We start from the raw sequence: 11,869 nt of genomic DNA on the forward strand, positions 1-11,869 counted from the left end.
AAAGACTTATATTTGATTTTGAGTTAAAAGCCTCTTAATGATTGCAAAATTACGCCTAGTTTTTACAATTACCATAGTATTTCTTTCCTTTTCCGGTATGGCACAAACTGCTTATTGGAAAAATACGGAATTTAATAATAAGGCTAAGCAATTCACTAAGCAACAGTTAAGAGTGAATAAAGGAACAGCTTTTACTCTTAATCAGCAACAATTTTTACAGGCACTTTCAGAGAATAAAACTTCCAAGATTATTTATTTTCCTGATGAAACGGGTAAGTTAGTTCCCTTTCTAGTGGAAGATTCTCATCTTTTTTCTGAAGAATTAGCACTTAAATATCCATCCATAAAATCATATAAAGGTATTGCCTTGCATGATGCCACTACCCAAATTAGGTTTAGTGTTTCTCCTAAAGGTATTCAAAGTACTATGAGTACTTCTGGTGAAAACGGAGCATTGTTTATGCAGAAGTCTGCAGATGATACCTATGTGTTATATCGTAGAACAGAGCAAGACGAACGTGATATTGATTTTGTATGTAAAACAATGCCAGAGGTTAAAAATTATTCGCAGAACCTTACTGCTAAGTTAGTGGATGACCAAACACTAAGAAAGTTTAGAGTAGCCATTTCTGCTTCAGGTGAATATACAGAATTTCATGGAGGTACAAAGGCTGATGCACTTGCTGCCATTAATGCAACGTTAACTAGAATTAATGCCGTATTTGAACGCGATTTAGCAATAACTTTAGAGTTAATAGTAAATACAGACCTTGTAATTTATACAGATCCAGAAACTGATCCTTATACAGGTAGTTTAAGCTCTCAGGTGCAAAATACATTGACAAGTGTAATTGGAGAGGCAAATTATGATATAGGCCATCTTTTTAATCAACAGGATAATACTTTGGACGGTAACTCGGGTTTTATTGGTGCCGTTTGTACAGATAGTAGAAAGGGTAGTGGTTATACTACATTGTCTTCACCGGTTGGTGATGCTTTTGATATTGATTTGGTTGCTCATGAAATGGGACATCAGTTTGGTGCAAATCATTCATTTTCACATATTTCAGAAGGTACAACGGTACAGGTTGAGCCAGCTAGTGGTACAACAATAATGGGGTATGCAGGGATAACAGGAAATAATAATGTGGCTTCTAATAGTGATGATTACTTTCATTATGTTAGTATAGTTCAAATACGAGATTATTTAGAAACTGTTTCATGCGGTGTCACAGATGTGATAACCAATAATCCGCCAACGATTTCGCCATTAACAGATTATATTATACCTAAAGGAACTCCTTTTGTTCTTACGGGTTCGGCTACAGATGTTGATGTTGCAAATGTGCTTAGTTATACTTGGGAGCAGATTGATAACGGAATAGTTACTCAGGCTACATTTGGACCGGATAACCCGGCCGGAGCAAATTTTAGATCTTTGCCACCTAAACTTACTCCAGAAAGATATTTTCCTAGTTTGAATAGAATTTTAAGCGGAGAACTAACTCAGACAGTACCAACTTCTGGTTCTGCTTGGGAAACGCTTTCTACTGTAGGGCGAGATATGAATTTTTCATTGACCGTACGCGATAATGCTTTAAATGGCGGACAGTCAGATTCAGATGAGATGACAGTTTCGGTAGTCAATGAAGCCGGACCCTTTTTAATAAGTTCTCAGGCTGCAGAAGAGTCGTTTGAAGCTGGATCAGTGCAAACTATTACTTGGGATGTTGCCAATACTGACATCTCACCCATAAATGCTGAAACTGTTTCTATCTTTTTATCTACTGATCGTGGTATAACTTTTCCTGTTTTATTAGTAGAAAACACTTTGAATGATGGTAGTCAGACTATAATCATACCAAATATTCCGACAAGTACAGGGCGTATTATGATCAAAGCGGATGACAATATTTTCTTTGCAGTTAATGATGTAAATTTTTCTATAACTCCCTCAGAGATCGTACTTAATTTTGAAGAGGTTGTTTTTGATATATGTAAACCAGATGATTTAAGTGTTGATTTTACTTATGAGACGGATTTAGGTTTTGATGAAGAAAGTGCCTTTAGCGTACTTGATTTGCCAATAGGTGTTACAGCAACTTTTACACCTTCAGTTGCGGATGCGGACGACACGTTGGTTACCATTGATTTTGAAGGAATATCAACAGTAGATCCCGGTATTTATCCTATTAGAGTTTTAGCCACAGCAGATACGGTTACAAAAGAAATTACCCTGCAGTTAAGGATTTATGATGATAATTTTGAAGAGGTAATTCTAATTTCGCCTGTTGATAGTTTTGAGAATGCCTCTACAGATGTGTTGCTAGAATGGAAAACATCGGTTGGTAATACGCAGTATGATATTGAAATTTCAGATGATACTGCTTTTACCAATATTATAGAGTCAATCACGGTTAATGGTGGTTCGTTCTCGCCTACACTTTTAGATAATAATAGCACTTATTTTTGGAGGGTAAAGCCAAGAAATGATTGCGGTGAGGGTGTTTTTAGTGCCCCTTTTAGCTTTTCTACAGTTCAGTTTAATTGCGCTACAAAAAGTGCTACGGGTATGCCAATCGCTATATCAAGTAGCGGTACACCGGTTATCACTTCTAAAATCGTGTTTTTTGAAGATTTGCCAGTAGCTGATATTAATGTAATATTAGATATTGAACATACCTTTTTAGCTGATTTGGTAGTTAGCTTAACATCGCCGGCAGGTACTACGGTAACATTGGTTTCTAGTTCATGCGGTGATGCACGAAATATTAATGCAACTTTTGATGATGATAGTCCGGCTTTTACTTGCTCGGTTAATCCTGGTATTAGTGGTTCGGTAAAACCGTTAGGAAGTTTAAGTTCTTTTAATGGAGAATCAATATTAGGCGAATGGACTTTAGAAATAAAAGATAACGCACCTTCAGATGGTGGTAGTTTAAATTCTTTTGTTCTTGAAGCTTGTGTTGAAGGAGATTTTAGACCAGATGCCGATAATGACGGAGTGTTTGATGATGGTGATGATTTATGTTTAGGTACACCTGCTGGTCAAGAAGTAGATGCTTCTGGTTGTGCTATATATCGTTTCCCTGTAGAGAACTTTATTATTAGCTTGGCAAGTGAAACATGTAGAGATAATAACGATGGTTCGTTATCTATTGTGCCAAAGTTAGCGTTAGATTATCAGGTGGTAGTTTCTGGTAATGGATTAAATCTAACACAGAATTTTTCAAATGCCTTTAATTTGGCAAATTTAGGGTCTGGTACTTATACCTTATGCGTAACAGGTACAGATGGTGTTATCGCGTATCAAGAGTATTGTGTTGAAGTACAGATTACAGAACCTTCAGCACTTAATGTAACTTCTAAAATTGCAGCAGATGGTTCTCAAATAACACTTGAAATGAATGGGGGATTATTTTATACTATAGAATTGAACGGTGTGGCAATACAGACAGAAGAATCAACAGTAGTACTAGATTTAGATAAGGGATTGAATACTTTAAAGGTTTTTACAGATATACCATGCCAAGGCGTTTATGAAGAGCAGATCCGTTTTTATATAAAGCCGGTTGTATATCCAAATCCTGTAAAAGATATTGTTCAGGTCTATTTAGGTACTCAGCAAGAAGAAGTAACGGTAAGAGTTTTTAGTGCCGATGGTAGATACATTTCTAGTAATTCTATTCTACCATTAAACGGAATCATAAGTTTAGATTTGAGTTCGCTATCTACAGGTATTTATTACTTAAAGTATGAGGGTATAACAATAAATGGAACTTCTAAAGTAATTAAAGAATGATGCGCTTTTTAGTACTTATTACGTGTTTGTTTATGGCTGTTACCAGTTGTAAAAAGAAAAGTGCTGCGAACCCACCAGAAGCGGTTCTCTTAGTGTTCCCAGAAGAGAATTCTGAATGCACTACAGGCACAAGTTTAGGCGAAGAGACGAGTAGAGTAGAGTTTCGTTGGGGATTGGCAGATAATACAGAGACGTATGAATTACGTGTAACTAACATCGCTACTGGCACTGTACAGACCATTGTATCGGCATCGAATTCTGCACAATTACCTTTGGCAAAAGGTGAGCAATTTTCATGGTTTGTGCGCTCAAGAAATAGTGAAGTAGAACAGACCGTGTCTAGTAAAGAGTGGTATTTTTATAATTCTGGGTCTAGAACGACATTTGCACCTTTTCCTGCAACTATAATAAGTCCGGCTTCTTCAGACAATGTTTTTAAAGATATTAATAACCAGGTTGAGCTATCATGGTCTGCTTCTGATTTAGACAATGATATTGCTAGTTATGAAGTGTATTTTTCTGTAGAAACACCATCAATAGATTTGATTAGAGAATTGTCATCAGCAGTAACAAGTATAAAAGTATCAGTAACATCAGATACTGTGTATTACTGGAGAGTTGTTGTTATTGATGAAGAAGGTAATAGATCAGATACCGGTGTTTTTACGTTTAAAGTTCTTTAAGAATTATTGAATTGATTCATTGTTCTAGCAATACCCGCTAGTGCAAACGAATTAATAATCTCAGTTGATTTTTTTAATCGTTCTGGCATTAGTGCTTTTTCTTCCTCGCTCCATTGCCCTAAAACATATTCTACCTGTCTACCTTTGCCGAAGTCAGCTCCAACTCCAAAACGATATCTGTTGTAAAGTATGGTCTGTAGAAACAGCTCTATATCTTTTAATCCATTATGACCTCCATTGCTACCTTTAGTTTTGATTCTAATGGTGCCGAAAGGTAAATTGATGTCATCTGTTATGACTAGAATGTTACTTTGAGGTATGTTTTCTTTATCCATCCAATACTTCAGAGCCTTTCCGCTTCTGTTCATATATGTAGAAGGTTTAAGACAAATTATAGTTCTTCCTTTTACCTTGTACGACCCTATATCGCCAAGCTTTACGGTTTCAAAAGTAAAGTCATTTGCGCGGGCTACTTCGTCTAGTACTTTAAACCCAATATTATGTCGGGTTTCTGCATATTCATCTCCAATATTACCAAGGCCAACAATTAAAAATTTCTTCATGGGATCTTTCTCTTCTAGTATGATGTTCTGTTTTGTGAAAAGAGCTTTAAAAAAACCGAACATTTGTATTGTGATTTAATTGATAAAAATACAAAAGCATCCTGATACAAGTACCAGGATGCTTTATTATGAATCTTAAACTGTAAAAGACTACTCTTGAGCAGCTTCTTCAGTTGCACCTTCTGCACCTTCTTCTCCTTCTTCATCTTCGTCGTCAGTAACAACTGCAGTACGTGCAGTTTTAACTTGAACAACAACTTGACTTTCTGGATGTAAGATGGTAAAATCTTCATTCATTAACGTTGCAACAGAAATATTTTGACCGATTTTCAATTTAGAAATATCGATGTTAAAGAAATCTGGCAATTTGCTTGGTAGAGCTTTAATGGAAAGTTTACGTTTTCTGAACAATAAACGTCCACCGTTGCGTACACCTGGCGAATTTCCTTCTAATACTACAGGAATATCCATAGTAACCATTTTATCATCGAATAATTGATAAAAATCAATATGGATAATAGCATCTGTTACAGGGTGAAACTGAATATCTTGCATAATTGCTTTTACAGAAGTTCCACCATCTAATTCAATTGCAACTGTGTGCGCATTTGCAGTGTAAACCAAGTCTCTGAACGCTAGTTCATTTGCTGAAAAATGTAATGGTTTATCCCCTCCGTATACTACGCAAGGAACCTTTCCAGCATTACGTAAGGCTTTGGTTGCTTTTTTGCCTACGCTTTCTCTTTCTGATCCTTTAATTGTAATTGACTTCATTATATGTATTAAAAATTAATATTCTTGTTTTGGCTTCTAACTTACATTAAGAACTTAGAAGAGATAGAGTTATTGTTATGTACTTTGTCCATTACCTCGGCAAATAGATTAGCGCAACTTAAAACTCTTACTTTATCACTCTTTATTTCAATCGGAATAGAATCTGTAATAATCAGTTCCGTTAATTTAGATTTTTCAATTTTTTCGTATGCATCCCCTGATAATAAGCCGTGTGTGGTAATAGCTCTAACACTAAGTGCACCACGCTCCATCATTAAATCAGCTGCTTTGGTCAATGTGCCTGCAGTATCTACCATATCATCTACAAGTACTACGTTTTTGCCTTGTACATCACCAATTAACTCCATATGTGAAATTATATTGGCTTTCGCTCTTTGTTTGTAACAAACAACAACGTCGCTATCTAATGCTTTAGAATATGCGTATGCTCTTTTTGAACCACCCATATCTGGCGAAGCTATAGTAAGGTCTTTTAGACCTAAGTTTTTTAGGTATGGTAAAAACAAGGTAGATGCAAAAAGATGATCAACAGGTTTTTCAAAGAACCCCTGTATCTGATCAGCGTGTAGGTCCATTGTAATAATTCTAGTAGCACCTGCTGTTTCTAGCATTTTGGCAACTAATTTTGCCGCTATTGGTACTCTAGGTTTGTCTTTTCTGTCTTGCCTTGCCCAACCAAAGTATGGCATAACTGCTGTAATATGACGTGCAGATGCTCTTTTTGCAGCATCTATCATTAACAGCATTTCCATCAAGTTTTCAGGACCAGGGTGTGTTGAACCAATAATAAAGATTCGCGTTCCACGTATAGATTCTTCGAAAGAAGGTTGAAACTCTCCATCACTATAACGAGAAAATGATATTTTACCCAATTCCGTTCCATAAGCCTTAGCGATTTTCTCGCCTAAGATTTTACTTTGTGTACAAGCAAATATTTTCGGTTGTGGAACTTGGTATGGCATGTCTTTCTTATTGTTTTCCAAACAGTTGCTTCAATAAAGTATTAAAGTCTTTGTTTTTAAGGAGGTGCAAATTTAAAAATTAAATTTGGTTGCTAATGCATAAATCTTGATATTTTTGGTGTTGGAAAGAAAATAATTATTTAGTTTTGCAGTCCTGTTTTACAGGATGCCGTTTCTTGATGGTAAAATATGCTCGAGTGGCGGAACTGGTAGACGCGCTGGATTCAAAATCCAGTTCTTCGGAGTGCGGGTTCGATTCCCGCCTCGAGTACTTCTAAACCCCTGACAATCTATATTGTCAGGGGTTTTTATTATATTATTGTTGGTAATTAGTATGTATTTATGTATTAAGATTTGTTTGACCTATTTTAGCTCAAATAATATTTATTCAAAGGTTTAGATTTATAATTAAAAATTTTATGTCCGTAAATAAATGATTGCCTTTTTAAAAAAGTACGAAATATGGGTGTTTTTAGCACTCGCGCCTTTACTTAATTTTGTTATTACTTACTTGAAAAGTAAGGGGGTTATTGAGTTTTTTCCATATACTAACGGTCGCTTTTACGCACTAATGTTCTTATTGCTATTTATTGTGAAAATCACAAAAGGTAATGAAGGCATAAAGAATTTATTTAGACCTATGCTAGTTTGGAAAGTACACCCAAAGTGGTATGTATTTAGCTTACTATTCGCATTTACCATAGGTTTAATAACATTAGTAATTGTAGCCTTTTATAATGGAGATATGTCCATTCTTGATTTCGAAATTTATATACCTACCTTAAAATTCACTTTGTTTCTACTGTCTTGGGCATTTTTAGGTGAAGTGGTATGGATTGGTTATGCATTTCGTGAACTTTCGAAAATCACTAAACCATTTTACGCAACTCAGGTTATCGGCTTTGTATGGTCTTTATGGTGGCTACCTTCTGTTTTTATTAATGTTGGAGTAATAGAAGATTTACCTGTGTGGCCATTGTTTTTGAATATGATGGGAGCTGCTGGTATGTGTGCTATTGTATATTCAAAAACCAAAAGTGGAATATGTGTTTTGGTAATACAGTCGATGTTAAATATGTCTCTTGTTTTGTTGCCGATTTCACCAGATGCAGGTGACCATACCTATACTATATTTGCGGTTCTTTATTTTCTGGTCATGTTGATTTTCATGTATTTTATGCCGCCGAAGTTAAATTTTGAATCGTCGAATAAATTAAATAAGGCTTAAAAAATAAATTACCTGTCTATATCGTATCTAGACAGGTAATTTATCTGCTTTTGTATTTTGCTTCTTTTTTAATTTATCATTAGCCTTTAATTGCTTCATAATACTATTGGCTAAAAATTTCGCCAAGTTAACAGGTACCGCATTACCAATCATTTTATAGCCTGCCGCTACTTTTTTGTAGTGAAAGGTAAAATCATTGGGAAATGTCTGTATTCTTGCGCATTCTCGTACGCTTAACCTTCTGTATAAATCTTCTTTACCTGGTACAAACACGCGAACATCTTTTTCAATAAGCTTCATTTTTGGTGCCTGTGGATGTATCGGTGCATGTCTGCCACCTGCCTGTATGGTGAACGATTGTTCGTCCCAATTGCGAACACGATTTCTAGACATATACATGGTTGAAAAGCCACCGATCATATATTCATGATTGGGAATAGTACAATTTTCGCCATTGGTATTATTGAATTCTAAAGCAGGAATTGCCGCATCCTTTAAATCTGAAATGGCTGTTTCAAGTGTAATTTTAGGGAAGGTCTCGGTCGGGAATTCATATTTAAAATTCAAGTCTTTTCTAATGCCTATAAAGAAAACTCTTTTTCGGTCTTGAGGTACATTGTAGTCAGATGCATTTAGCATTTTAAAAGACAGGTCATAACCTGTGCCAGCGTTTTTCAAAAGATTTTTTATGCCATCAAGTGCTGTACTGTGCTTGCCAATTAGCATTCCGCTTACGTTTTCTGCTAAAAAGAATTTGGGTTGCTTGGCTTCCAGTATTCTTATAAAATCATAGAATAATTGTCCTCTTTTATCTTGTATACCCCTTGCAGCACCAGCGGCGCTCCAACTTTGGCAAGGCGGTCCACCAATGATCCCGTCACAATCAGGCACATCATCCGCAGGTATATCAACAATACTTCTTTTGTCGAATGTAGTATTGGGGTGGTTCTTTTCATAAGTCTCCCAAATATCCTTATCATATTCGTTTGCCCAAATTACATTAAAGCCAGCTTGTTCAAAACCAAGATCTAGGCCGCCTGCTCCAGCAAAAAAGGATACTATATTCATTTTCTTATGTTATTCTATATTTCTTAGATTTTCTAAAATAATTTTTAGAAAACACATCTCAAGAAGGCAAAAATACATTTTAGAATTTCAAATTGCTTTTAAATCAACCATCTATTTTACTCGATAATCGAGATTTGAATGTTCCCATGCGTGCGTCTAAATATTAATTATGTCTTCAAGTTAATACCTCGTGGGCTTGTCCCGAAGTTAATTACTTGTATGGTTTCCTTCTTACGTTTAATACTGGCGACATTATTTTCAAAAGCTTTTATGGTACTTTCGTCTTTAATGACAAGATGCATACCTACTTCGCAATGTATTCCGCTATAACTCAAATCTGGCATGTTCGTGAATTGAGTGATATTCACGTTGTCTAGATAAATAAATTGGGTGGGAGTGAAATTATAAGAGCAGTATATAAGTGTGTTGTCTATTAGTATGAATTTTGAATGTATGTGCTCATTTACAAAGTATTCAATATTCTCAGAGCTCTTGATCTGACTGTAGAATTGCTGAAAGCTATTTGTGTTCGCAGGGCTTCTAAATTTTATCTGTTTAAATTTCTCTGCATCTTCTGTCAATGGCGCAAAGGTTTGAGATAAACAAGTAACTTGTATGCCTTTGTTAGCCATGGTAATTACATCACCTAATATACCTTTACGAATTTCATTTTTATTGATAGTAGAATGATGATTAGCATTGAATTGGTAATTAAATGCTGCCAAATGCTGGGCGCAAACTATAATTCTTTCTTTTGCTGCTACTATATATTCTGACAATGTTTTTTCTAGAATATTAGCAGAATTGTCATAAAATGGTGCCGTAGTAAATGCCGAATTTGAAAATTTAAATTCAAGTTTCTCGTACGTATTACATGTGGTATTTAAAGATGCTTTGTAATCTTTAATAGCAATTGAATTACTGATTAAATTATTGTAAAAAGTTTTTATGCCCTCCTCGTAATTTGGTTCATCTTCTATGCAAATCATAGATTCGTTTTTGACCAAATCTCGTACGGCTAAATTAGATGAACTTAATAGGATGATATACCCGCTTTTCTTTCTAATGTAAGCAGATTTAATATGTAAAGAGTAGGGTAGAGAACCTCTAGAGAATTTTTTTATGCGGGCACTTCGTACATATAAATGAGGAAACACAAATAAATTAAAATTTTCATGCGATGTTGATCTGTACATTTCCCCATAAATTTTTCTTGCTAAATTATATTTGGTCACACTTTTGTCTGACTTTTCTCCTGTTGCAAGATTTTCTAGAATTTTAGGTTTGTTATTATCATAGCCTTCTAATGGTATAGTAATTACATTCACGATTATGCCATCTGCTGCTACTTCTTTCAAATATTCATGCAAATGTTGGTTGTTATACAAATACCAAGAAATGTTGATTTCTTCAATAGCACTTCTTTGCTTCTCAATAGTTTCTATAAATTTCTCAAGCAATAATGGTGAACCGCCTTGCTCATAAAAATCGAATCGATTCTTATAGTTTTTGGGTTCATCAAAAAAAGCTTTAAATGACATTTATGCTAATAATAGTTAGGCTACCTAATTAGATTTTATATTAGGTTGTGCTTTAAAGATAGGCATCTGTTTCTTTTAAGCCTCATTTTTAGAACAATTGAAATGGTTGAAAATATATTGTAAATGATTTTTTTACAGAAGAAAAAGTGATTGATAAATAGTTAATAAAATAAAATGGGCGCATCAATTTTAGTACTACTTTCGGCCTTTATTTTTTAAAGGTTAATACATTGATTGTTAGTGTTAAAAAAGACTATATATCACAATTATAAATGGAACAATACATTTTTTATTTAGGCTTTATTGTAGCAGCATATGCTGTTATAGCTAATGATGTTATACAGACATTGGGTACGTTTATGACATCTAATGCAAATGTTAAATGGTGGCTTTTATGGGGTTTTGCAGGCTCTGTTCTAACGGTTACTTTGGTTTATGGTTGGTATATAAACGGTGGTGATGTTTCTTATGGTAGGTTGTCAAATATTCCGCTACCTGATCCAATGCCATGGTGGTATTTATTAGCACCAATCTCTTTAATGGTAATTACTCGTTTTGGTATACCTGCAAGTACTACGTTTATGATTTTAAGTGTTTTTTCATCTAGTCAATTGATAGAGAAAATGATACTTAAATCTGTATTTGGTTACGCACTTGCTTTCGTTGCTGCATTTGTGCTGTATTTATTTTTGACGAAAAAATTTGAATCTCCGGCATCTATTAGATTAATGGATAAGAAAAAGCAGCGACCTTTTTGGATAGTAGCGCAATGGTTTTCAACAGGCTTTCTTTGGTCGCAGTGGTTAATACAAGATTTTGCCAATATTTTTGTATTTCTTCCAAGGCAATTATCATTGTATGAATTAGTATTTTCTTTAGCGCTCATTTTGCTTATTATGGCATATATATTTAATTCGAAAGGTGGTAAGATTCAAGGTATAGTGAATCAAAAATCAAATACACAGCATATACGTTCAGCAACAATTATAGATGCTTGTTATGCTTTGCTATTGTTCTTTTTTACGTCAGTAAATACAATACCAATGAGTACCACCTGGGCATTTATAGGAATTTTGGCGGGTAGAGAAATTGCTATAAGCTACCGCCTAAAGAAAGGGGAATTGAAGAAAACCTATAAAATGCTGGTCAATGATTTTGCCAAAGTAAACATGGGTCTTTTTGTGAGTATTCTAATTGCTTATCTAATTCAGTTTATGAAAGGGTAAT

9 protein-coding genes and 1 tRNA gene are annotated in these 11,869 nt (G+C 34.8%); 5 read left to right on the forward strand and 5 right to left on the reverse strand.

From position 1 onward, the window contains the following. Positions 1 to 37: 37 nt before the first annotated feature. Positions 38 to 3,802, forward strand: a complete 3,765-nt coding sequence (locus BUC31_RS05675; RefSeq protein WP_073242035.1) for a zinc-dependent metalloprotease — start codon at positions 38 to 40, stop codon at positions 3,800 to 3,802. Further along, positions 3,799 to 4,485, forward strand: coding sequence for a hypothetical protein (locus BUC31_RS05680; RefSeq protein ID WP_073242037.1), 687 nt, complete (start codon positions 3,799 to 3,801; stop codon positions 4,483 to 4,485). The genes BUC31_RS05675 and BUC31_RS05680 overlap by 4 nt, the downstream gene beginning before the upstream one ends. Here the strand turns inward: BUC31_RS05680 and pth are convergent. The 3 genes from pth to BUC31_RS05695 form a co-directional block, all read right to left on the reverse strand. Then, a complete protein-coding gene (gene pth, locus BUC31_RS05685; RefSeq protein ID WP_073242039.1) occupies positions 4,482 to 5,111 on the reverse strand; it encodes an aminoacyl-tRNA hydrolase in 630 nt (209 codons plus the stop codon). The genes BUC31_RS05680 and pth overlap by 4 nt on opposite strands. 87 nt (positions 5,112 to 5,198) lie before the next feature. Further along, complete coding sequence (locus tag BUC31_RS05690; protein ID WP_073242041.1) at positions 5,199 to 5,822, reverse strand: 50S ribosomal protein L25/general stress protein Ctc; 624 nt, start codon at positions 5,820 to 5,822, stop codon at positions 5,199 to 5,201. 41 nt (positions 5,823 to 5,863) lie between these two features. Continuing rightward, positions 5,864 to 6,805 (reverse strand): ribose-phosphate pyrophosphokinase, encoded by a 942-nt coding sequence (locus BUC31_RS05695; RefSeq protein WP_073242043.1) that lies wholly within the window; start codon positions 6,803 to 6,805, stop codon positions 5,864 to 5,866. A gap of 191 nt (positions 6,806 to 6,996) precedes the next feature. Here BUC31_RS05695 and BUC31_RS05700 point away from each other — a divergent pair. After that, positions 6,997 to 7,076, forward strand: a tRNA-Leu gene (locus BUC31_RS05700). Between the two features lie 321 nt (positions 7,077 to 7,397). Then, positions 7,398 to 8,033 (forward strand): CPBP family glutamic-type intramembrane protease, encoded by a 636-nt coding sequence (locus BUC31_RS05705; RefSeq protein WP_139251898.1) that lies wholly within the window; start codon positions 7,398 to 7,400, stop codon positions 8,031 to 8,033. A gap of 27 nt (positions 8,034 to 8,060) precedes the next feature. On the opposite strand, the gene BUC31_RS05710 is transcribed toward BUC31_RS05705, so the two are convergent. Further along, positions 8,061 to 9,101 (reverse strand): DNA cytosine methyltransferase, encoded by a 1,041-nt coding sequence (locus tag BUC31_RS05710; RefSeq protein WP_073242047.1) that lies wholly within the window; start codon positions 9,099 to 9,101, stop codon positions 8,061 to 8,063. 167 nt (positions 9,102 to 9,268) lie between these two features. Continuing rightward, the gene (locus tag BUC31_RS05715; RefSeq protein WP_073242049.1) at positions 9,269 to 10,642 is read right to left on the reverse strand and encodes a hypothetical protein; all 1,374 of its coding nucleotides are present in this window, start codon (positions 10,640 to 10,642) and stop codon (positions 9,269 to 9,271) included. A 272-nt stretch (positions 10,643 to 10,914) separates the two neighbouring features. Between BUC31_RS05715 and BUC31_RS05720 the strand changes: the two genes are divergently transcribed. After that, complete coding sequence (locus BUC31_RS05720; RefSeq protein WP_073242051.1) at positions 10,915 to 11,868, forward strand: hypothetical protein; 954 nt, start codon at positions 10,915 to 10,917, stop codon at positions 11,866 to 11,868. The last annotated feature ends 1 nt before the right edge of the window (position 11,869 follow it).

Origin of the sequence: Maribacter aquivivus, assembly GCF_900142175.1 — a bacterium.
GTDB lineage: Bacteria > Bacteroidota > Bacteroidia > Flavobacteriales > Flavobacteriaceae > Maribacter > Maribacter aquivivus.

Excerpts from the sequence above, each read along its gene's own strand:
- BUC31_RS05675 (WP_073242035.1), top strand. The coding sequence starts at position 38 with ATGATTGCAAAATTACGCCTAGTTTTTACAATTACCATAGTATTTCTT.
- BUC31_RS05680 (WP_073242037.1), top strand. The coding sequence starts at position 3,799 with ATGATGCGCTTTTTAGTACTTATTACGTGTTTGTTTATGGCTGTTACC.
- pth (WP_073242039.1), bottom strand. The coding sequence starts at position 5,111 with ATGTTCGGTTTTTTTAAAGCTCTTTTCACAAAACAGAACATCATACTA.
- BUC31_RS05690 (WP_073242041.1), bottom strand. The coding sequence starts at position 5,822 with ATGAAGTCAATTACAATTAAAGGATCAGAAAGAGAAAGCGTAGGCAAA.
- BUC31_RS05695 (WP_073242043.1), bottom strand. The coding sequence starts at position 6,805 with ATGCCATACCAAGTTCCACAACCGAAAATATTTGCTTGTACACAAAGT.
- BUC31_RS05710 (WP_073242047.1), bottom strand. The coding sequence starts at position 9,101 with ATGAATATAGTATCCTTTTTTGCTGGAGCAGGCGGCCTAGATCTTGGT.
- BUC31_RS05715 (WP_073242049.1), bottom strand. The coding sequence starts at position 10,642 with ATGTCATTTAAAGCTTTTTTTGATGAACCCAAAAACTATAAGAATCGA.
- BUC31_RS05720 (WP_073242051.1), top strand. The coding sequence starts at position 10,915 with ATGGAACAATACATTTTTTATTTAGGCTTTATTGTAGCAGCATATGCT.